This is a genomic window from Algorimicrobium echini (genome assembly GCF_900115185.1).
GTDB classification, from domain to species: Bacteria; Bacteroidota; Bacteroidia; order Flavobacteriales; family Flavobacteriaceae; genus Algorimicrobium; species Algorimicrobium echini.
In genome coordinates this window covers 972862-995180 of sequence record NZ_FOVN01000001.1, presented here as the reverse complement: position 1 = coordinate 995180, position 22319 = coordinate 972862, and the positions used below count along the sequence as shown (strand labels likewise).

General features: G+C 34.2%; 27 protein-coding genes and 1 pseudogene. 25 read left to right on the top strand and 3 right to left on the bottom strand.

Going from position 1 to position 22319, the window contains the following annotated elements; translation table 11 throughout:
- The first annotated feature begins 1 nt into the window (after position 1).
- From BM239_RS04525 to BM239_RS04500, 6 genes are all read left to right on the top strand, one after another.
- On the top strand, positions 2-1426 hold the full coding sequence (locus tag BM239_RS04525) for a hypothetical protein (RefSeq protein WP_143094889.1): 1425 nt from the start codon (positions 2-4) through the stop codon (positions 1424-1426).
- 166 nt (positions 1427-1592) lie between these two features.
- The gene (locus tag BM239_RS04520; RefSeq protein WP_092206429.1) at positions 1593-2063 is read left to right on the top strand and encodes a lipocalin family protein; all 471 of its coding nucleotides are present in this window, start codon (positions 1593-1595) and stop codon (positions 2061-2063) included.
- Positions 2064-2067: 4 nt separating this feature from the next.
- The gene (locus BM239_RS04515) at positions 2068-2772 is read left to right on the top strand and encodes a YiaD family glycine zipper/OmpA-like lipoprotein (protein ID WP_092206428.1); all 705 of its coding nucleotides are present in this window, start codon (positions 2068-2070) and stop codon (positions 2770-2772) included.
- Between the two features lie 12 nt (positions 2773-2784).
- The gene (locus BM239_RS04510; RefSeq protein WP_092206427.1) at positions 2785-3585 is read left to right on the top strand and encodes a copper resistance protein NlpE N-terminal domain-containing protein; all 801 of its coding nucleotides are present in this window, start codon (positions 2785-2787) and stop codon (positions 3583-3585) included.
- Positions 3586-3711: 126 nt separating this feature from the next.
- Positions 3712-4347, top strand: a complete 636-nt coding sequence (locus BM239_RS04505; RefSeq protein WP_092206426.1) for a class I SAM-dependent methyltransferase — start codon at positions 3712-3714, stop codon at positions 4345-4347.
- Positions 4338-6461, top strand: a complete 2124-nt coding sequence (locus tag BM239_RS04500) for a Tex family protein (RefSeq protein ID WP_092206425.1) — start codon at positions 4338-4340, stop codon at positions 6459-6461. Before BM239_RS04505 ends, BM239_RS04500 begins: the two co-directional genes overlap by 10 nt.
- Here BM239_RS04500 and BM239_RS15390 read toward each other — a convergent pair whose 3' ends face one another.
- The gene (locus BM239_RS15390) at positions 6462-7133 is read right to left on the bottom strand and encodes a C40 family peptidase (RefSeq protein ID WP_177208977.1); all 672 of its coding nucleotides are present in this window, start codon (positions 7131-7133) and stop codon (positions 6462-6464) included.
- Positions 7134-7305: 172 nt separating this feature from the next.
- On the opposite strand from BM239_RS15390, the gene BM239_RS04490 reads away from it, so the two are divergent.
- The 5 genes from BM239_RS04490 (at position 7306) to BM239_RS15385 (ending at position 10473) form a co-directional block, all read left to right on the top strand.
- Positions 7306-8208: a histone deacetylase family protein gene (locus BM239_RS04490; RefSeq protein ID WP_092206424.1), complete on the top strand. Its 903-nt coding sequence runs from the start codon at positions 7306-7308 to the stop codon at positions 8206-8208.
- 133 nt (positions 8209-8341) lie between these two features.
- Entirely contained in the window at positions 8342-9238 is an 897-nt protein-coding gene (locus BM239_RS04485; protein ID WP_092206423.1) for a DMT family transporter, read from the top strand.
- 54 nt (positions 9239-9292) lie between these two features.
- Entirely contained in the window at positions 9293-9619 is a 327-nt protein-coding gene (locus BM239_RS04480; protein WP_092206422.1) for a DMT family transporter, read from the top strand.
- 85 nt (positions 9620-9704) lie between these two features.
- A complete protein-coding gene (locus BM239_RS04475; protein ID WP_092206421.1) occupies positions 9705-10223 on the top strand; it encodes a ferritin in 519 nt (172 codons plus the stop codon).
- A 73-nt stretch (positions 10224-10296) separates the two neighbouring features.
- A complete protein-coding gene (locus BM239_RS15385; RefSeq protein WP_177208976.1) occupies positions 10297-10473 on the top strand; it encodes a hypothetical protein in 177 nt (58 codons plus the stop codon).
- 48 nt (positions 10474-10521) lie between these two features.
- On the opposite strand, the gene BM239_RS04470 is transcribed toward BM239_RS15385, so the two are convergent.
- The gene (locus BM239_RS04470) at positions 10522-10854 is read right to left on the bottom strand and encodes a single-stranded DNA-binding protein (protein WP_092206420.1); all 333 of its coding nucleotides are present in this window, start codon (positions 10852-10854) and stop codon (positions 10522-10524) included.
- 250 nt (positions 10855-11104) lie between these two features.
- Here BM239_RS04470 and BM239_RS04465 point away from each other — a divergent pair, with 250 nt between their 5' ends.
- The 4 genes from BM239_RS04465 (at position 11105) to BM239_RS04450 (ending at position 13914) form a co-directional block, all read left to right on the top strand.
- Complete coding sequence (locus BM239_RS04465; RefSeq protein ID WP_092206419.1) at positions 11105-11338, top strand: hypothetical protein; 234 nt, start codon at positions 11105-11107, stop codon at positions 11336-11338.
- Positions 11338-11655 carry a type II toxin-antitoxin system RelE/ParE family toxin gene (locus BM239_RS04460; RefSeq protein WP_092206418.1) on the top strand — a complete coding sequence of 106 codons (318 nt, stop codon included), beginning with the start codon at positions 11338-11340 and terminating at the stop codon, positions 11653-11655. Before BM239_RS04465 ends, BM239_RS04460 begins: the two co-directional genes overlap by 1 nt.
- Positions 11656-11800: 145 nt before the next feature.
- The gene (locus BM239_RS04455) at positions 11801-12538 is read left to right on the top strand and encodes a hypothetical protein (protein ID WP_092206783.1); all 738 of its coding nucleotides are present in this window, start codon (positions 11801-11803) and stop codon (positions 12536-12538) included.
- 242 nt (positions 12539-12780) lie between these two features.
- Positions 12781-13914, top strand: coding sequence for a hypothetical protein (locus BM239_RS04450; protein WP_092206417.1), 1134 nt, complete (start codon positions 12781-12783; stop codon positions 13912-13914).
- Between the two features lie 67 nt (positions 13915-13981).
- Here BM239_RS04450 and BM239_RS15500 read toward each other — a convergent pair.
- A pseudogene (locus BM239_RS15500) lies at positions 13982-14128 on the bottom strand (IS110 family transposase); the annotation flags it as partial.
- Between the two features lie 35 nt (positions 14129-14163).
- On the opposite strand from BM239_RS15500, the gene BM239_RS04445 reads away from it, so the two are divergent.
- The 10 genes from BM239_RS04445 (at position 14164) to BM239_RS04400 (ending at position 22287) form a co-directional block, all read left to right on the top strand.
- The gene (locus tag BM239_RS04445) at positions 14164-15162 is read left to right on the top strand and encodes a lipoate--protein ligase (protein WP_092206416.1); all 999 of its coding nucleotides are present in this window, start codon (positions 14164-14166) and stop codon (positions 15160-15162) included.
- A gap of 140 nt (positions 15163-15302) precedes the next feature.
- Complete coding sequence (locus BM239_RS04440) at positions 15303-16430, top strand: NAD(P)/FAD-dependent oxidoreductase (RefSeq protein ID WP_092206415.1); 1128 nt, start codon at positions 15303-15305, stop codon at positions 16428-16430.
- Positions 16430-17137 (top strand): methyltransferase domain-containing protein, encoded by a 708-nt coding sequence (locus BM239_RS04435; RefSeq protein WP_092206414.1) that lies wholly within the window; start codon positions 16430-16432, stop codon positions 17135-17137. Before BM239_RS04440 ends, BM239_RS04435 begins: the two co-directional genes overlap by 1 nt.
- Positions 17134-18186: a type III polyketide synthase gene (locus tag BM239_RS04430; protein WP_092206782.1), complete on the top strand. Its 1053-nt coding sequence runs from the start codon at positions 17134-17136 to the stop codon at positions 18184-18186. The genes BM239_RS04435 and BM239_RS04430 overlap by 4 nt, the downstream gene beginning before the upstream one ends.
- Positions 18180-18980, top strand: coding sequence for an SDR family oxidoreductase (locus BM239_RS04425; protein WP_092206413.1), 801 nt, complete (start codon positions 18180-18182; stop codon positions 18978-18980). The genes BM239_RS04430 and BM239_RS04425 overlap by 7 nt, the downstream gene beginning before the upstream one ends.
- Before the next feature lie 10 nt (positions 18981-18990).
- A complete protein-coding gene (locus BM239_RS04420) occupies positions 18991-19437 on the top strand; it encodes a 3-hydroxyacyl-ACP dehydratase FabZ family protein (protein ID WP_092206412.1) in 447 nt (148 codons plus the stop codon).
- Positions 19438-19454: 17 nt separating this feature from the next.
- Positions 19455-20723 (top strand): beta-ketoacyl-[acyl-carrier-protein] synthase family protein, encoded by a 1269-nt coding sequence (locus BM239_RS04415; RefSeq protein ID WP_092206411.1) that lies wholly within the window; start codon positions 19455-19457, stop codon positions 20721-20723.
- Positions 20723-20983, top strand: coding sequence for an acyl carrier protein (locus BM239_RS04410; protein WP_092206410.1), 261 nt, complete (start codon positions 20723-20725; stop codon positions 20981-20983). The genes BM239_RS04415 and BM239_RS04410 overlap by 1 nt, the downstream gene beginning before the upstream one ends.
- Entirely contained in the window at positions 20980-21552 is a 573-nt protein-coding gene (locus BM239_RS04405) for a 4'-phosphopantetheinyl transferase superfamily protein (protein WP_092206409.1), read from the top strand. The genes BM239_RS04410 and BM239_RS04405 overlap by 4 nt, the downstream gene beginning before the upstream one ends.
- 90 nt (positions 21553-21642) lie before the next feature.
- Positions 21643-22287 (top strand): fused MFS/spermidine synthase, encoded by a 645-nt coding sequence (locus tag BM239_RS04400; RefSeq protein WP_092206408.1) that lies wholly within the window; start codon positions 21643-21645, stop codon positions 22285-22287.
- Positions 22288-22319 lie beyond the last annotated feature (32 nt).

The window sequence follows — 22319 nt, the reverse complement described above, 5'->3', positions numbered from 1 at the left end:
TATGAATAAAATTACCGTATTGATGTTGCTCTTTTTGAGTGTATTCAGCATGTTCAGTCAAAAAGCAGTTTTATCATTTAAAAACGAAGACGTTTCCAGAAAAACAAGTAAAGATGCTTTTACACTTTCTAATACAGTTACTAACGATTTAACCATACTGATGGTAGAGCGTAAAGATGTTTATGCCTACTTGTTTAATTCGGATTTTGAATTGCAATCGGAATTTCAAACAGAACTTATAAAAAGTAAATATGACCAGGCTTTAGGTTTTAAATTAACGGACTCCCAACAGCACATTTTATTTTCTAATGAAAAGAAAACGCAATTTGCCGTTCTTACTTTAGATTTCAAGACAAAAAAAAGTACAGCAACGGAACTTGATTTCGACTTTAATAATGAACTGTTTATTGAGGCTATTAATTATAAAAACAAATTATATGTTTTATCCAGCACATCAGAACAAGTAATTATTATTCGGGAAATGACCGACGCTTTAGGCTTCAAAACTGTCACTCGCATACCAATAAACCACGACGATGTTAATTTGCGCGAACGGAAAAGTTATAGTTCGTTTTCATTTGCTGGAACCTTAAAAACAAATATTCAAAAAATTGATCCGCGTGTACCTAATGCTATTGAGCAAACGTCAAGAGCTAATAAAATGTACCAGTATGATAATTTAGTATTTCTTACTTTTGAGATTGAAGATATCGGAACATTAGCCTTCACCATTAATTTTGATGATTTTTCGCATAGCACAAAAATTTATGAGTATCCAACAGGCAAATTGGGCGATTTAAAACGGTATAACTCGTATATGAGTCCTGAATACTTTTATCAAATAGCAAGTTCCAGAGACGAAATGCGCTTTATAATCAATGATATTTCGGGAACGCCAATTAAAGAGTTTTTTGTAAAAAAAGATGCTCATATCACGTTTAAAAACACACCAATAATTCAGGAAGGAGCAACAGCTGTGCCTTTTGTAAACCGTCGTGAACTAGAAGAAAGTTCGAAATATTTGCGTAAAATTTCCACTGGTGATTTAGGTTTGACTGTTCTGTTTCAGGATAATCATTACTATATAACCCTTGGTGGCAATAAAGAAATAAGCACAGGTGGAAGTATGATGATGACAGGCGGAATGGTCACTGCTGGAACGACACATGTGGTGACAATAAATCCTACACATTATAGTTACAGCTCGTATACATCGTCAAAATCAACATATTTCACTTCTAAATTTGACAGCGATTTTAATCATGTGAAAGGCAAGGTTTCTGAAAATGTTTTTGAAAAAATAAAAAAATTCAGCCATAACTATAAATATATCACAGCTGAAGATGTGTTTTTTCATCATAATCAACTTTATTATGGATCTTTCGATTTAAAAAACGCAACATATAGTTTAGTGCCTTTTAAATAGGTGTTAATTGGCAGTCACGTTATCAGAAAGTACAACAGGGATAGATAAGCTCAATATTAGACAGATTTAAAGGGTTCTAATTCTTTTTTAGCATTCGGATTTTTTTCATTTGAATTAATATACAAACCTATTAAAATGTACATTTGAAATATAAAATTAAACATTTATGAGACATTTAATAATATTAGTATTGACATTGAGTTTACTGTCCTGTGGTACTTCCAAAGTTGTTCGCGACTCGGAAAAAGATTTAAAAGGAAATTGGACTTTGAACTCTTTCAATTACAGTAAAACAGGATCCTTTGCAGTGAATTTATTTAACGATACCTCTACAGATTGTTTTGAGGGTAGTACCTGGGAGTTTATTCCTAACAATAATTCAGGAACCTATGAAATTAATAGTTCAGACTGTGTTACAGGACCTCGAAAATTCAAGTTTTTCATCCAAGAAATTGATGCCGCAACTGGTTTATATGATTTTATGTTAAAACCAGTAAATGCTAAAGGAAAATCGGAAACCAATCAAGGGTATCGTTTAAAGCTTGCAGGAATAACAGAAACAACCATGCAATGGCGTCAAACCGTTACTTTGGATGGTAGTCCATTTACCATTTTTATGAATTTTACTAAATTATAATATAATGAAAAAGACAATAAATAAATTAACAGTACTGGCTCTTGCAGCAATATTGGTAATTAGTTTTACCAACTGTAAAGCAGTAGAAAATTCAAATAACAGACAAAAAGGAGCAGCCATTGGTGCTGCTGGAGGTGCCATTTTAGGAGCTATAATTGGGAATAACGTAGGACGCGGAAATTCAGAATTAGGTGCTGTTATTGGCGGTGTTGTTGGTGGTGGTGCAGGTGTCATTATTGGAAACCAAATGGACAAGCAAGCACAACGGATTGAAGAAGAAGTACCTGGCGCAACTGTAGAACGTGTAGATCAAGGTATTGTAGTTACATTTGATGAAAATAGTGGTGTTCATTTTGCTACCGAAAAATATAATATTAATGCCACATCACAACAAAATTTAGATAAATTAGCAAATGTGTTTAAAGAGTATCCAGATACCAATCTGTTAGTGGTTGGACACACAGATAATACTGGAAATGATGCTTATAACATGACGCTGTCTAAAAACAGAGCAAACGCTGTAACTGATTATTTAAAAAACGTAAAAGGTATAAGCAGTTCACGCTTAACAACACATTGGTTTGGTGAAGAACAACCAATTGCAGATAATTCAACAGCAGCAGGTCGTGCTAAAAACAGGCGTGTAAATATTGCTATTGTTCCAAACGACGAAATGATTAATGAAGCCAAACAACAATCTGGAAATTAAAAAATTAGAATTATGAAAAAACACTTGATAACCTTTGCCGCAATAGCTCTTGTTCTTTCTGTAAGCTGTAAATCAGATAAAGAAAATAACCCTGAAGCTGCTGAAATGGAAGCTGTAGAAACTGAAAAAAAACCCGATATGCATACCAGTCAAAATTCATTAGATTGGAAAGGTACCTACGTTGGAATTTTACCATGTGCAGATTGTGAAGGTATTAAAACAACACTTCGTTTAAATGAAGACATGTCTTATGAAGCCGTAACAGAATATTTAGGCAAAAAAGATGGGGTTTTTGATTCACGTGGTTATTACAAATGGGAAGATGATGGACAAAACATCTTATTATCTGATGAAAACGAAACCAAGTACAAAGTTGGAGAAAATAAGTTGATTCAGTTAGACAAATCGGGTAACGTAATTACCGGTGAATTGGCTGATATGTACATCTTAAAAAAACAAGACACGAATAATAATGATGCCATAACATTTACCGATACCAAATGGAAATTAGTTAAACTTATGGGTCAAGAAATTACTGATAACAAAGCATTTATCTCTTTTTCTACCGAAGATAACCGCGTATTTGGAAATGCTAGTTGTAATAATTTTAACGGCACATTCGAGATTGAAAATGAACTACAAATTAAACTTTCTAAAATGGCAACAACCATGATGGCCTGTCCAGATATGAGTATTGAAAAGCAATTTTTGGAAGTTCTTGAAAAAGTAGATAACGTCTCATTAAACGGAAAAACCATGACCTTAAACAAGGCAAAAATGGCACCTTTAGCAGTTTTTGAAGCTGTAGAATAGTCCATTACATTATTATAAATGAAAAACCTCGCAGACTATGTACTGCGAGGTTTTTTTAGTAATTTACAGCACTGAAAAAATGGCGTTACGTATCATAAATCGGTAACGTTTCAAATACCTTATATCATGTCATCGGAATTAAAATTGCATTGGAATACCGCTTATAATAAAGCCGATAATCAATTGGGTTGGTTTGAAAAATATCCAGAAAAAACAATGACGCTGGTTACTCAAACACAATTACCTAAAGATGCTAAAATTCTGAATGTTGGTGCAGGAACAACCACCTTAATCGATGCGCTTTTGGATGCTAGCTATACAAACCTTATTGCAAATGACTTGAGTAATCAAGCACTTGAGAAACTGCAAACACGCATTAAAAACTCACATAATTATAATGTGAATTGTGTGGTTGATGATTTAACCAACCCTAAAAAATTAAACCAATTAAAACCCATAGATTTATGGATAGATCGTGCCGTGTTGCATTTCTTTCTTACCGAAAAGGACCAACAAGCATACTTCAATCTCATTAAACATATAGTTGCTAAAAATGGGTTTGTCCTCATTGCCGTTTTTGCAACTAATGGCGCTGAAAAATGCTGCGGACTGGATTTGAAACGTTATAACACCAGCATGCTTCAAGACGAATTAGGTTCCGATTTTGAACTTATTTCCAGCTTTAATCACACCTTTATAAATCCGTTTGGTGGCGAACGTCCATATATTTACACTTTATTTAAACGACTTACATGCAATTAGTATCCTATATTATTTCCCATACCCAATTACCAGAAACATCTGTAAAAAACACGGTTGAATTATTACATGAAGCCTGTACCATTCCGTTTATTTCGCGCTACCGAAAAGAACGCACCGGAAATTTAGATGAAGTTCAAATTGGTGACATCGTCAAGTATAAGGAGCAGTTTGAAACGCTAGAAAAACGAAAAATTACTATTTTAAAAGCGTTAGATGATCAAGATGTTTTAAGCGCTGAATTGAGACAAAAAATAGAAGCCACTCAAGATATTACTGCTTTAGAAGACATCTATTTACCATATAAAAAAAGCAGAAAAACCAAAGCAGAAACGGCCAGAAAAAACGGTTTGGAGCCTTTGGCTAAAATAATCATGAGTCAGAATGCTTCTGATGTTGAATCCATTGCTCATAAATATATTAAAGGCGATATTTCTTCTGCTGAAGACGCTTTAGAAGGTGCCAGACATATTATCTCGGAATGGATTAACGAACGAACCGATATTAGAAATAATATCCGACAGCAATTAGAACGTTTTGCGACGATTTCTACCAAGGTGGTAAAATCTAAAAAAGATGATGAAGCAGCACAGAAATTTCGTGATTACTTTGAATGGGAAGAATCGTTAAGCCGTATTCCATCACATAGATTACTCGCCATTCTTCGTGCCGAAAAGGAAGGATTTATAAAATCAAAAATCTCCATTGATGACGAAAAAGCCTTATTTAAAATTGAAGATCGCATTCTTAAATCCAGAAACGCATGTGCCTCTCAAATTCAATTAGCCATCCAAGATGCTTACAAACGCTTATTATTTCCGTCCTTAAGTAATGAAGCTCTTCAAAATGCCAAAGAAAAAGCCGATGCTTCCGCTATTACTGTTTTTGCCAAAAATTTAAAACAATTATTACTCGGTTCACCACTAGGTGAAAAACGTGTTTTGGCCATCGATCCTGGTTTCAGAACAGGTTGCAAAATTGTGTGTCTAGACGCGCAAGGCAATTTAAAACACAACGAAACCATTTATCCGCATCCGCCAAAAAGTGATGCCATTGGTGCCATGAAAAAAATAAGCTCCCTTGCGGAAGCTTATCAAATTGAAGCTATTGCCATTGGTAATGGAACAGCATCTCGGGAAACCGAAGCGCTGATTCGAAAAGTCCATTTTAAAAACGACATTCAAGTATTTGTAGTAAGTGAAGCTGGAGCGAGTATTTATTCCGCTTCGAAAATTGCGCGTGAGGAATTTCCAAATTACGATGTTACCGTTCGTGGTTCGGTATCTATTGGAAGACGTTTGCAAGACCCACTTGCCGAACTTGTGAAAATTGATGCCAAATCTATTGGCGTGGGTCAGTATCAGCATGATGTAGACCAAACAAAACTCCAAAGTGAATTAGATACGGTTGTGGAAAGTTGTGTAAATGCGGTTGGTGTAAATATTAATACAGCTAGTACATCGTTATTAAGTTATGTCTCTGGAATTGGCCCGAAATTAGCCGAAAATATTGTTAATTACAGAACAGAACATGGTGTTTTTAAATCGCGAAACGCTATTAAAAAAGTGCCGCGTTTAGGCGATAAAGCTTTTGAACAAGGTGCTGCTTTTTTAAGAATAAAGGAATCTAAAAATCCGTTAGACGATTCTGCAGTACATCCTGAAAGTTATGCCATAGTAGAAAAAATGGCTAGAGATTTAGGCAAACCTATTTCCAATTTAATTGGAAACTCTACAGTGCTTCAAAAACTGAATTTATCAGATTATTGTTCAGATTCTGTTGGTTTACCCACGCTTCAAGATATTATTAAAGAATTAGAAAAACCCGGTTTGGACATTCGTGAGCAAGCCAAAGTATTTACATTCAACCAAAACATCAAATCCATTACAGACTTACAGGAAGGGCAACTGCTTCCCGGCATTGTCAATAACATTACCAATTTCGGCGCTTTTGTAGATGTAGGTATCAAGGAAAGTGGATTAATCCATGTTTCTAATTTATCGGATAGTTTTGTAAGCGATGTGAATGCACATGTTAGCTTGCATCAACAAGTTATTGTAAAAGTATTGGAGGTGGATGTCCCACGAAAACGCATTCAATTAAAACTACATAAATAATTAGCTGTTTAATTGATCTTGCAAAGCACTTCTGGATTCACTACCATAAATACCATCGACAAAAATATGGGAATCGGTTTGGAATTTAATGAGGGCTTGTTCGGTTTTTGGTCCGAAAACACCATCGGCATGACCGTTTAAATAATCTAATTTTATTAGGATTTTCTGAAGCAGTTTTACGTTTTCGTTACTATCACCTTTTCGTAAATATCCTGTTGGAATGGTTAGTGATTCATCAACCGCATCGGTTAAACTTCTGAACTCCAAAATACGATCCAAGGGAAAGGTTTGAATATTTACTTCATCATTTTGATTTCCACCCAAGCAGTAAATAGATTTGCCACTTTTGGTATAGCCCAAAAAGAAACCCACATGACCGAATATACCATTAATATCGGTTCGCCAAAATACGACAATATCACCAGGTTGTGGCCAATCGGTTTTATTACCAATTTTAAGCCAGCTTCTGGCCATAGCACTATTAGATCTGGGTAAATTGGCTTGAAGCGCCACCCAATTTGCAAAAATGCTGCACCACGCTACCTCATCATTTCCAAAATTTAAACCCGTTGTTTCTTGATATTCTAAAATGCGATCGTTGTGGGCATTTTCGCCTTTAATTTCTTTCTGCCCCAATTCACCAAAGGCAATTTTTAATGTTTCTCCTAACATAATGTATTGTTTATAATGAATAAATACGCTATCAATCAATATGTTATAACAGGAAGTATTAAATATACACAAAATAACAACACGTTTCTGAAACACTTTTTTGGTCCGGTATTCTTACAAAAAACCGCATAAAACGATTACATTGCTGCTTTCAAATTAATCAAAAAATTGCATGCTTCAAATTGCCTTCCACCCTATTTACAAACATCCATTACCAGAAAGGCATCGGTTTCCCATGTTGAAGTATGAGTTGCTTCCCAAGCAATTACTTTACGAAGGAACTTGTACAGAAGCTAATTTCTTTGAACCTGAAATTCCCGATGATTCTCATATTTTACGCGTGCATACCGAAGCATATTATCACGATTTATTGAATCTGACATTAGAACCTAAAGCCATTCGGAAAATTGGATTTCCATTAAGTGATGCATTAGTACAGCGTGAAGTTATGATTGCCGATGGCACCATAAAAGCGAGCGAATTTGCTCTAAAATATGGCATTGCCATGAATATTGCTGGTGGAACGCATCATGCATTTACCAATCGAGGCGAAGGATTTTGCATGTTGAATGACCAAGCCATTGGCGCACGTTATCTTCAAGAAAGGAAGTTAGCAACTAAAATTCTAATCGTAGATCTAGATGTGCATCAAGGCAATGGAACTGCCGAGATTTTTAAGAATGATTCCTCCGTTTTCACATTTTCTATGCACGGAAAAAGCAATTATCCCTTTAAAAAGGAAACCAGTGATTTGGATATTGCTTTAGAAACGAATACGACAGATGACACCTATCTGACTATTCTAAAAGAAACGCTACCAAAACTAATAGCTTCAAAAAAACCAGATTTCATCTACTATTTATGTGGTGTGGATGTAATGGCTTCCGATAAATTAGGAAAATTAGCACTCACCATAACAGGTTGTAAAGAGCGTGATCGGTTTGTATTGCAGACCTGCCATGACCTAAACATTCCTGTTATGTGTAGTATGGGTGGTGGTTATTCGCCAGATATAAAAACCATTATTGAAGCACATGCCAACACCTTTCGTTTGGCACAACACATTTATTTTTAATACAAAATTCGCCTGTTTTTCATTCATACTCAAATAAGGGATAATATAGTATCAGAAATAGCCTATTTAATATCATAATAATCACACGTGAGGCGCTACTTTTGCGGCCTGTTAAATTGTAAGGTTTGATATTATGAAAAAGGCTAGAATTGCTCTTGTTATTGGTATTATTTGTATTTCTGTTTTCCCTATTTTGGTTAAATTAAATTTAACGCCAGGTGTTATTTCGGCATTTTACCGAATGGCATTTTCGTTTGTATTATTAGTACCATTTGTTTTATGGAAAAAGCAGTTTAAACTTCCCAATTTAAAAGTAGGACTTTTAGCCGTACTCTGCGGTATTGTTTTTGGTAGCGATGTAGCCGTTTGGAATATTGCTATTCAAGAATCTACAGCAACACAAGCATCCTTATTAACGAACTTATCGCCAGTTTGGGTTGGTGTTTTAGCTTTGTTTTTCCTAAAAGATAAACCACGAGCCAATTTTTGGATTGGAACCATGATAGCTGTTTTTGGTATGATGATGCTGGTTGGTTTTTCTACGTTTAGAAACTTGGATTTCGATTTAGCTTTTAGTTTTGGTATTCTGTCTGGTATATTTTATGCGTTCTACATGCTAATTAGTAAAGAAGTATTAAAACAATTAAACGTACTTACATTTATGACCATCAGCCTGGGCGCTTCATCCGTATTTTTAGGGTTTTTAAGCTACGGATTAAACGAACCGTTTTCGGGATTCTCCAACATGGGTTGGTTTGTACTAGTTTTACAAGCCGTTATTTGTCAACTTGCTGCTTGGTTACTAATTAGTTTTGCCACTAAAAAAATGCGTGCTACGCGTGTTTCTGTCAGTTTATTAGGACAAGGAATTTTGGCGTCTATTCTAGCTTGGTTGTTTTTAGATGAAACCATCACCTTGCAAATGGTATTAGGTGGATTCGTTTTACTTTTTGGCATCCGATTGACATTTTACGAAAAACAACTTCATAAAAATTTACTATCAAAACGTTTCGTAAAACAGTCTGCATAACGTCATTGAAAATAAGTATTTTAGAGCCAGTTTATAACTACTTTAGAAAAACGTATGAATTGGATTTTATTAATTATTGCTGGTTTATTTGAAGTGGCATTCGCGGCCTGTTTAGGAAAATTTAAGGAAACCTCTGGAAGCTTGGCCACCTATTGGTTTATAGGTTTTCTGGTGTGTTTAACCATTAGCATGGTACTTTTGGTAAAAACCACGCAAAGTTTACCTATTGGAACCGCTTATGCCGTTTGGACAGGCATTGGAGCCGTAGGAACCGTTTTAGTTGGCATCTTTATTTTTAAAGAACCTGCCGATTTTTGGCGTTTATTCTTTATAACCACTTTAATCGTTTCCATTGTTGGGTTAAAATTTGTTACCAACTAAACAGAGTCAGAATAGCAACATATTTAGGAATATTATAACTAGAACTCCTCAAGAAATTATGTAACTTTACTTAAAAGCATAAATTATGGTATCAAAAAACATTGAAAACGCATTAAACGAACAAATTCGTGTAGAAGCAGAATCGTCTCAAATATATTTAGCCATGGCCTGTTGGGCGGAAGTAAAAGGCCTTGAAGGTGTGGCAAACTTTATGTACAGCCAATCTCAAGAAGAGCGTGACCACATGTTAAAACTGATTAAATTTGTAAATGAACGTGGCGGACATGCCCATGTTTCGGAATTAAAAGCGCCAAATGTAACCTTTAAATCCTTCCAAGAAATGTTTGAAAAACTCTATGAACACGAAGTGTATGTTTCTGAAAGCATTAATGAGTTGGTACATATTAGTTTACAGGAAAAAGATTACGCCACTCACAATTTCTTACAGTGGTATGTAGCCGAGCAAATTGAAGAAGAAGCTATGGCACGCACCATTTTAGATAAAATAAATTTAATAGGAAACGATAAAGGCGGATTGTATTTGTTTGACCGTGATATTGAACAATTAACCATTAATTCTGCAGCCTCAACGGGAACTGTTTAATTTTAACAGTTAATTTTATTTAGAATCAATAAAAACAATTAATTTTGTCTTATCATCTACAAATGAATCCATTGTGGGCAAAAAGAAAGATAAGAAAAAACAGAAAAAGGCTTTAAAAGCACTACGCGAAGCAGGTATCATTTCTGCGGAGAAGAAAGTAAAAAGCAAATGCTGTGAAAAATATTTAAAATGCGAAAAAAAACGATGTGGCAAATGTCCGTGTTTTGATTTGCTTCAAAAAGTTGCATAAAAAAAGCCGCGAAGGTCATTCGCGGCTTATCTTTTTTTATGGCAATTTTTACTTGCCAAACATCAGCAATTCGTTGCATAACACTTCGGTTATGTAATGCTTCTTGCCGTCTTTATCATCCCAAGATCGGTTGGTTAATTTGCCTTCTATAGCAATTTCTTGTCCTTTGGTAACATACTCCTCAACGACTTTTACCAAGCCATTTTTTACAATAACATGATGCCAGTAGGTACGTTCTACTTTTTCACCATTTTTGTCTTTATAGCTATCGTCTGTAGCTAAAGAAAATTTAGCCATTTTATTACCATCTTCAAAACTGATGATTTCTGGATCTTGTCCAAGTCTTCCAATTAACTGTACTTTGTTTCTTAACGTATTCATAAGATAAGGTTTTAATTATGTTGAAAATCATTCGGTCAAATCAACAGGGCAAAGATGCAACCCCTTGCAAGTATTAGTCGGTAGTTACCTATTTAAATTCGTTTGTAAATGTTTGTAGTCGTTTGGAAACGGGTAATTGCTTGAAATAGTTTATATTTATATGTTGGCAACAAGCTGTGAAATTCGTCAATTAAAGAAAAACAGTTGATTAAATTGATAATTTTGTATCTTTGATAAAAAGCTGAATAAAATGAATTTAGAAGCTCGAAAAATAGAATTTGTACAAGAATTTTTAAAACTTCAAAACGAAGAAGCGGTTTCACGTCTCGAAAAAATTTTGAGAAAAGAAAAAAACGCCTCCAACGAGCGAATATTTGAACCTATGACACAAGAGGAACTGAATAAAAGAATTGACAAATCGGAATCTGATTTCCGAAATAATCGATTTAAAAGCAGTTCTGAACTTTTAGCAAAATATGAATAATGACATTGAAAATTATTTGGTCTGAATTTGCTGAAACTCAACTTGACGAAATCTACGAATATAATAAAAAGGAAGCCAGTAGCAGAATAGCAAAAAAACTTGTGAAAGGAATTATCAATGAGCCCAAAAAGTTGATAAAAACACCATTCATTGGACAAGAAGAAGAATTACTAAAACAAAGAGAAATTCATTATCGATATTTAGTATTCAAAAATTATAAATTGATTTATTCTGTGGACAAAGAAAACGGATTTATAAAAATTGCTGACATTTTTGATACACGACAAAATCCACCAAAAATAAAACGGACAAAATAAAAGCCAGTTGCCAACAACGTGTATAATTAATGGCTAGTTCTATCATACTTACGAAAATCCTCGCGGATTTTCTATTCGGTTTTTATTTGCTAAATAGGTGCTTAAACCACGCAACGAAAACACACACAAAACCGTTGGCAAAAATATGACCAAACTTCCTCAAATATTGATTTTAATAATGGTTTGTTTCACTCTATTTAATTGTGAACAGAAAACTGAATTGACAAATCTGGAATTTGAGAAAAAGGTATTCTACGATTTGTTCCCTGAACTTTCGGATAAAATGTATAATGATATACGCTTAATGCCAACGCCACCACCACCTTCACCAAAATATCTGACCGCAAAAGGATTTGACACTAAAAATGATTACCACAAAGCACTCAAAGATTGGGAAGATTCTGATGATTATCGACATAGACTAAATAACTGGGAAGAAAGAAGGGATTCTATAATAAATGACGAAACTTTAATTTACATAGCTTTATCTGATTCAATAAATCAATTTGAAAGAGAAGATATATATGAGCTAATTAATCATTTTAATGACCAAAAACTTGTTGTTGACTCTGAAGACTTTGAATTGGAAAAAGGATTTAAAGTCGATTTTGACAAACTAAAGTCAGACAACAAAAAATTGCGATTTAAACCAACATCTGAATTTCCAAAAGGACGTGACTTTTGGAAAACGAATTATGCTTTTAATTTCGGAGGTTCACTTTCATTTTCAAGAATTTTATTCGACAACACCAAATCATATGGCGTTTTGAATACTGGATTTGTTAGAGGTGGTTTAGATGGCGGTGGCTGTAGAATTTTTATCAAAAAAGATGAGAATGGAAATTGGAAAATAGATAAAATTGAGGGAACTTGGGTCTCGTAAAATTCGTTTGGAAACAACCTATATAAGCTATGGCTTGGTAATCACTCATCTGGAAAATCAACCGATTTTCCAAAGCCACTTTTTATAAGGAAAAGTCTGTGCCGAAACACGACACAGCTCTGATACAAAACCGTTGTATTGCATTTGACTAAACCAACAAGCTGTTTAACCAAAAAAAAAGAATACTTCACTCATTTAGACTTTTGAATTGAAATAAAACTGAATAGATTTACCAAAAAACAATGAAAAAAACCAACCTAATTTTAGCTTTATCAATATTGTGGTTTTCATTTTCCTATGGTCAACAAAAAGACACAATTTATGGAAAGGTCAAATCTATAAGAGAAAAGGTAATATTTCTAACTGAAAGAGAAAACCCAAGACTATTTGAAATTGACGGTGACTATGGACACTCTGGTTTTATGGGACCTGAATCTACAATCTCTCGATTTAAAAACATATGGTACTCAACTAACTTCTGCTACTTCATTAATTACGAAAGACGTTTTAATGAGAATAATGTTTTGATTGAAGACATTTGGTACGACAAAAAAGATTCACTTCAAAACTATTACAGGTATGAGTACGATAAGAAAGGGAGACTTGTTAGAAAAATTGATTCATTGTATGATTTAGTTTACATTGACACACACTACTATGAAGGAGATAGACACGAAACTATCATAAGCCAAAATTCGGATTTAGACTATTATAATTATCGCTATAAAAAATATGACGACAATGGAAAGTTAATTAGACAAAAAAGTATTGACGAATACGGAGTAATAGATGAGTATATTTTTAAATACAATGATAGTGGAAAACTACTTTATCGAATTTATAAAGACCCGAATAGCTACAGAAAAGTTGGAGAAAGAAGTTGGTCTTGGGGTGTACAAGATACAATTGGGAATATTTATAAAGATTTAGTAAATAAATATGATGAATCCAATAGGCTGATTGAAAGAAAAGGTTATGGATTAAATTCGGATGGTGACCATAAGGGAACAAAATTGGGTGAACACAAAATTTTCAAATACAAGAACGATAATTTAATTCAAGAAATAAGCGGTTACTCAAGCGATAGACCTTACTACACTAATTACGAATATGATAAAAAAAATAGATTAACGAAAAAATTCTATTATACCGAAAAAGTATCGAATACCAAGAGAGTTGAAAAATATGACTATAAAGGAGATCAAATAACATCTTTAGAATATATTGAAGAATCTTGGCCGTCTAAAGAATTAAGAACTTATGAAATCGAATTTAGCTATAAATATGACGATAAAGGAAATTGGAATGAAATAGTTAAAAAAGTAGATGGAATTGAATTATATAAATGGATAAGACAAATAGAATACTATAAATAAAAACGCCTTACAACAAAGTACTGTGGTAAAAAACCTGTCTGCCGACAGGCAGGCAAGTGAAATTGAATTAATTTCTCACCAAAGTACTTCTATAAGTATCCTCATATATTAATCCTGATTTTGCACTAGCAAAAGCCTGTTTTAACGGCTTATTACAGACTGCAATTAATGCTAATTTTGGTTTTCCTAGAACAACTATGCGCTCATAAATTTCGCTATCTTTGTTATCTACCAAACAAGACAACCCTTATGATTTTCATAGACAATGAAGGCCACACCAACCCGAAATTAAACCTCGCTTTAGAAGAATATGCCTTAAGGCATTTTGATACTTCCACAGATTATTTGCTGTTTTACATTAACGAGCCATCCATTATTATTGGAAGAAACCAAAATACCTTGGAGGAAATTAACCAGGAATATATAGATGATAACAACATCCATGTGGTGCGTCGTGTTTCTGGTGGAGGCGCGGTTTATCACGATTTAGGAAATTTAAACTTTAGTTTTATTACCAATCATGATGGGAAACGTATTAGCAACTTTAAAAAATTTACAGCACCCGTTATTCGGGTTTTAAATAATATGGGCGTTTCGGCTGAACTCAAAGGCCGAAATGATATTTTGGTAAACGAGAAGAAAATTTCTGGAACCGCTCAATTTTCAACGGGAAAACGGATGATTAGTCATGGTACGCTTTTATTTGACACAGATATGAGCGAAGTGACAAAAGCGCTTCAAGTAAAAATGAGCAAAATTGAATCTAAAGGTCATAAATCCGTAAGAAGTCGCGTGGCTAATATTAGCGACTTTTTAAAAACACCCATATCTATGGAAGCTTTTAAAAATCAGCTACTCGTTGGATTATATGAAGCCAGTGAACCTTTTGAAACCTACAAATTAACGGAAGCGGAATGGCAAGCGGTTCATAGACTGAAAGCCGAGAAATACGATTTATGGGATTGGAATTTTGGACGATCGCCCAAGTTTAATATCCAACGCAACAAGCGGTTCTCTGTAGGCGAAATTGATTTACGCATTTTTGTTGAAAAGGGCCATATTTCGGAATTAAAAATATTTGGCGATTTCTTTGGTAGAAAACCTGTTTCAGATATTGAAAGCTTACTTATTGGTGTGCCTTATGATAAAGTTGAAATCACAAAGGCATTAAAAAACTTGTCTGTTACAGAATACTTTGGCAATTTAGAAAAAACGGAGTTTTTAAATCTCATTTATGGGAATGATTAAGTACTGGGCGTTCTCCATGGATAATTAATACTCAAAATCAAGCAGCAATACCTTAAAAAATTTTATCTTACCATAAGAATAAAAAGGCTTTTTAGAATTTTATCCTATTTTAAAAAAGCACAAAAAACAAACAGCCAATAATGACCTACCATGTAATTATAGTTGGCGGTGGATTAGCCGGATTAACCAGTGCTACACATTTGTCCAAACAGGGACTTTCGGTGCTTCTAATTGAGAAGAATAAATACCCAAAACATAAGGTTTGTGGCGAATATATTTCAAACGAAGTCCTTCCCTACTTACAAGCTTTGGGTTTTAACCCCTTTTCCTTTGGAGCTAAAAAAATCAATCAGTTTACATTAAGCACACCTAAAAACCAATCCATACGTACCAAACTCCCTTATGGCGGATTTGGAATGAGTCGCTATAGAATGGATTGGGAATTATCCAAACTTGCCAAGAAATATGGTACTGAAATTTTACATGAAAAAGCCGTCGATATTCAGTTTTCAGATAATCAGTTTACAGTTATTACACATGAAGAAAAACAATTTAAGGCCCAATTTGTAATTGGCGCCTTTGGGAAACGGTCCAATTTAGATATAAATATGAATCGTACATTTGTCCAAAAACCAACGCCATTTTTAGGAATAAAAGCCCATTATAAAGGTGATTTTCCAGAAAATATGGTCGCGCTGCATAATTTTAAAGGTGGCTATTGTGGGATTTCAAAAGTGGAAACGAATTTGGTTAATGTATGTTATATAGCCGATTATAAATCGTTTAAGAAATACAAAAACATTGACGATTTTCAGCAAAACGTATTAAGTAAAAACACGCATTTAAAAACCGTTTTTGAAACTTATAAATTGACTTTTAAACATCCGTTATCCATTAGTCAAATATCCTTTTCAGCCAAGCATCCTGTAGAAAATCATATATTCATGTGTGGTGATAGCGCAGGTATGATTCATCCTTTGGCAGGAAATGGTATGAGTATGGCCATTCGAGCCGCTCAAATGGTGTCATTAAAAATTTTAAACTACAGGTCTGGAGCCATAGCATCACGTGCCGATTTAGAGAGCCAATACACACAAATCTGGAACAAAGAATTTCGTGCTAGACTAAAATCTGGACACATTATAGCAAGCATATTCAAACTGGGTTTATTTTCTGAATTAATTATGGTATTTTTAAAGGCCTTCCGCTTTGTGCTGCCAAGCATTATAAAAAGCACACACGGAAAACCAATGAAACCAGAATTATAATGCTTATAGACACCACATACAGAAGTCATACCATTGAAATTATGGACAATCTCGATTTATCGGGAGATGTGTTAATTGATGCCTTAGACCAATTGGCAACCATAAACAAATTATTGGGAGGCAATCAGGTAACCCTCAATGGTCTCAAGAAAATTTTGGAAGGTCAGCCAAAAGATAAAACCATTAGCATTATAGATTTAGGATGTGGTAGTGGTGATATGTTACGGATAGTTGCAGATTATGGGAGAAAAAACGGGTATACTTTTAAGTTATTAGGAATTGATGCCAATCAAGCAACCATTGATTATGCCAATCAATTAGCAACCAATTATCCAGAAATACAATTTATAAAAGAAGATATTTTAACTGAAGCATTTAACACACATACCTATGACATTGCTATGTGTACTTTGTTTTTGCACCATTTTGATGATAAAATAGTTCTGAATTTACTTAAAACCCTTCTGAAAAATGCTAGAATCGGTGTTTTAATAAATGATTTACATCGGCATAGAATGGCGTATTATCTTTTTAAAATCATCACATTAGGCATCAAAAACAACATGACCAAAAATGATGGTTTGATATCCATATTACGAGCATTTAAACGGAAAGATTTGGAACGATTTTCAAAAGAATTAAATTACAATAGCACCATACGTTGGCGTTGGGCATTTAGGTATCAATGGATAATAAAAACAACATGAGTGTAAAAGTAACATCTGTAGCCACGCAGCTACCAAAACATACCCGAACGACTGAAGAAATTATACCATTTCTAAAAGTTTGGTTAAATGGTCAAAATGAGCGCTATCGACGTAAAGTTATAAAGCTTTTTGAAAACGCTGGCGTAGATAGGCGCTATTCTATTATGGAACCAGAAGCGGTGTTTTTAAAAACATCTTTTGAGGAAAAAAATGCTATTTATAAGCGCGAAACCATAACTTTAGCTGAAAAGGCATTAACAAAAGCGTTAAATAAAGCCCAGCTCAAACCAACTGATATTGATTATATTATTACGGTAAGTTGTACCGGTATCATGATTCCATCGGTAGATGCCTATTTAATTAATAAATTGCAAATGAAACAGGATATCGTTCGGCTTCCTGTTACCGAAATGGGCTGCGTAGCTGGAATTTCAGGGATGATTTATGCCTATAATTTCCTAAAAGCTAATCCAAACAAACGCGCTGTAGTGCTAGCTGTTGAGTCACCAACGTCCACCTTTCAAATTGATGATTATTCTATGGTGAACATTGTTAGCGCAGCTATTTTTGGCGATGGTTGTGCGTGTACCATTCTGTCATCATACCAAAATGAATCAGGCCCAGAAATCATAGATGATGCCATGTACCACTTTTACAATGCGGAACAGATGATGGGGTTTGAATTGAAAAATACAGGCTTACAAATGGTGTTAGACAAAGCAGTTCCTGAAAAAATTGCTGCACATTTCCCCATGATTGTACATCCTTTTTTAGAACGAAATGGTTTAGATATTAAAGATGTAGACCATCTTATTTTTCATCCTGGCGGCAAGAAAATTGTACAAACTATTGAAGAATTATTCGGCGCACTAGGAAAGAATATCAGTCATACTAAAGGTGTTTTAAAAGACTACGGAAACATGTCTAGCGCTACAGTTTTATATGTTCTTGAACGATTTATGGAACAAAATCCCAAAAAGGGAGAAATCGGATTGATGTTAAGTTTTGGACCAGGTTTTACAGCACAAAGATTATTATTAAAATGGTAAGAGAATTTGAAAATAGAAACGAATGGGCAATTATTTTAGGAGCTTCTAGCGGTATGGGCTTAGCAACGGCTAAAAAACTTGCCCAAGAAGGCTTAAATGTATGTTTAGTTTATCGTGCCCTGCGGAACGATATGGAGGGCATTGAAGCCGAATTTAAAGCCATTGTTTCACAGCACAACGTCCAATTAATTCATTTTAATAAAGATGTGGTAAAACCAGAAAATAGAGAAACCATTCTCTCTAAATTAGAAGACATTTTGCTAGAAACTGGTAAAGTAAAATGCTTGGTCCACAGCATTGCAAAAGGGAATTTAAAACCGATGGTTTCTGATGAGAAAAGCGAACTTCAAAATGATGATTTTCACATTACTATGGAAAACATGGCATTTAGTTTATACGATTGGACCAAACACATTTTTAGTAAAAACCTATTTGCCGAAGATGCCAGAATTATCAGTTTTACAAGCGAAGGCAACAAAAAAGCTTGGAAGAATTATGCAGCCATTTCAGCAGCTAAAGTTGCATTGGAAGCCATTTCAAGAAATATAGCCTTAGAATTTGCTGAACATGGTATTAAATCCAATTGCATTGAAGCAGGTATAACAGATACCGCATCTTTCCGAATGATTCCTGGTAGCGAAAAATTAGCAGAATACACCATAAAGCGCAATCCATTCCACAGACTTACCAAACCCGAAGATGTAGCCAATGTGGTTTACTTACTAACTAAAGAAGAATCCAAATGGATAAACGGCATTACACTTCAAGTAAACGGTGGCGAACATTTAAGCTAATTTTAAAATTATGACAGGTGCAGATATTATAGCAAAACTCCCATACCAAAAGCCTTTTCTTTTTGTAGATGAGTTACTGGAAGTTCATGAAAATGGCATTCGAGGCACTTATACCTTTGATGCTTCTAGCGATTTTTACAGGGGTCATTTTAAAGATAATCCCGTTACGCCAGGCGTTATTTTAACAGAAACTATGGCGCAAATTGGATTGGTTTGTTTCGGTATTTATCTAATAAATAAATTGGGAGACAATCTAGATGGTGTTGAAATTGCTTTAACATCATCGGAAATGGATTTCTTTAAGCCTGTTTTTCCAGGTGAAAAAGTTTTTGTGAAAAGTAAAAAAAAATACTTTCGATTTCATAAATTGAAGTGTCAAGTGGACATGTATAATGAAAAAAATGAATTGGTTTGTAGAGGTGAAATTGCTGGAATGTTAGCTGAAAAAACGGACTAATTTAAACCTGAAAACATATGGAAAATAGAGTCGTTATAACTGGACTTGGAGTTGTTGCTCCCAATGGCGTTGGACTTACCGACTTTATAAAAGCTATAAAAAATGGAACGTCTGGGATTGTTTATTATCCCGAATTAAAAGCACTCGGTTTTTCCTGTTGTATTGGTGGAAAACCAACTGTTTCAGAAGAAAAAAAACGCGACTATTTAACTGAATTGCAACTCCGCGATTTTAATAGTTCAGGAATTTTATATGGTTGTATGGCCGGAATGGACGCCTGGAAAGATGCAGGGCTTTCCATATCAGATCATACAGATTATGACAGCGGAACTATTTTTGGCGCTGGAACTTCGGGAGTTGAAAAATTTAGAGAAGCTGTTTATAAACTAGATGACAAACAAGTCAGACGTTTAGGAAGTACTGTTGTTCCACAAACCATGGTGAGTGGTGTTAGCGCATATCTAGGCGGAATTTTAGGTTTAGGAAATCAAGTTACCACAAATTCTTCCGCCTGCACTACAGGAACTGAAGCTATTTTAATGGGTTTCAATCGTATAAAAGCAGGATTAGCCAAACGGATGATTGTTGGAGGAACAAGCGATGAAGGCCCTTACGTTTGGGGTGGTTTTGATGCCATGCGTGTCTTAACGTATAAGCATAATGAATCACCTACAACTGGCTCTAGACCTATGAGTGCGTCGGCTTCAGGTTTTGTACCAGGAAGTGGTGCTGGCGCTATGGTATTAGAAACTTTACAAAGTGCTTTAGAACGGAATGCTACCATTTATGCAGAAATTTTAGGTGGCAACGTTAATTCTGGTGGACAGAGAAATGGTGGCTCCATGACGGCTCCTAATTCTGAAGCTGTTCAACACTGTATAAAAAAAGCCATTGAAAATTCTAAAATCCACCCTACAGAAATTGATACTATCAACGGTCATTTAACCGCAACAATTAAAGATTTTACTGAAATAGAAAACTGGTCAGAAGCGTTAAAACTAAAAGGTTTTGATTTTCCATATATCAATTCATTAAAATCTATGGTTGGACATTGCTTATCCGCTTCTGGTGCTATTGAAAGTGTAGCAAGCGTATTGCAAATTCATCAGAATTTCATCTTTCCTAATATAAATTGTGAAGATTTACATGAAGAGATAACCCGTTTAATTTCAGCAGAAAAAATACCTCAAAAACTCATTGAAACAGACGTTAATATTGTTGCCAAAGCGAGTTTTGGTTTTGGAGATGTTAATAGTTGTATAATATTTAAAAAATACAGAAAATAATGCCAGATAAAGATAATATGATTGCCGAATTAAAATTGATAGTAAAACCCTACATTCAAGATGAAGAAGGTTTTGAAAACATGCATGAAGGGTCGGATTTTATTAATGATTTAAAAATAAATTCAGCCAATCTTATAGATGTAATTTTAGATATCGAGGACAAATATGATATTGTATTCGATAATGAATCCATGGACAAAATGTTAAATGTTAGAGCGGCTTTAGAAATTATAAATCAAAAAATTTCCGAAAAACAATGATTGGAAATGATATTATAGACCTAAATGAAACAAAACGGACAACAAACTGGAAAAGACCTGGTTTTTTAAAGAAGCTTTTTACCGAAACTGAACAAGACATTATTGCAAATTCCGATGATCCCTTTACAACTGTTTGGCAATTATGGAGTATGAAAGAAAGCGCTTATAAAGTTTTCATTCAAGCTGGAGGCAAACCATTTTACAATCCAAGGAGATTGGCTTGTAATTTAAAAGCTGCTCATGGTGAAGTGTTAATAGAATCTATGCTTTTAAAAACAGACACGATTATTAATGCCAATTATATTTTTAGTGTTGCTAAAAAGCGGGAAACAACCGCTAAAAATGGTATTTTTAAACTAGATGGATTGGATATTAAAAAACAAAGTGATGTTTTAAAACAACAGTTTTTAAAATACATTTCAGTTGAAAACAATTTAAATGTTCATGCCCTTGCCATCAGAAAATCAGAAACAGGTGTTCCCAAATTATTTAACAAGAACACCAAAATAAACGTGGCATTTTCATTATCGCATCATGGAAAATATGCTAGCTATTCCATTTTAAATTGAACCTTAAAAACAGATTGCCATTCTAAAAATCCATTTTATTCAGAAGATTAAAATAGTAATCAAAAATGTAAAAGCACTACCTTTACAACCATGGCAAAACTGTTAAGCTATTTATATCCTATTACCAAAAAAGTAAAATCGGAAATTAACGGGACATTAGAAATTACTTGGTACAACGGAAAAAAACATTTGAATTCTAAAAACGCAAACTATTCGTATGGTTCCCTTCAACGTATTTTAAAGTTTGGCTTGGAAAAGCTAGATCTTAAAAATGTCCATTCTATTCTAATTTTAGGTCTTGGTGGTGGCAGTGTAATTGAAACACTTAAATCAGATTTTAACTATCAGAATCAAATTACAGCTATCGATATTGACCCACAAATAATAGCCATTGCGAAGCATGAATTTCAGATAGACACCTCTAAAAACTTAAAAATAATTTGTGATGATGCATGGCATTATATTGAAAACACTTCTGATACTTTCGACCTCATTATTATCGATTTATTTATAGATATTACAGTACCCGAACAATTTTTAGACGTATCGTTTTGGGAAACGATTCTAAAACGGAAATCAGCTAGTGGCTCTATTTTATTTAATGCCTCTTTGGAAAAAGAGCTTTCTCAAAAATTAGAGCATATAATCAGTTATTTAAAAGCGCATATCTATCAAGTGGAAGTTTATAAAAAAGTAAATCAAACCAATACGGTTATTTTAGCCAGATCAATATAAACTTACTTTTGTCATTTTTTTGTAAATTGAGA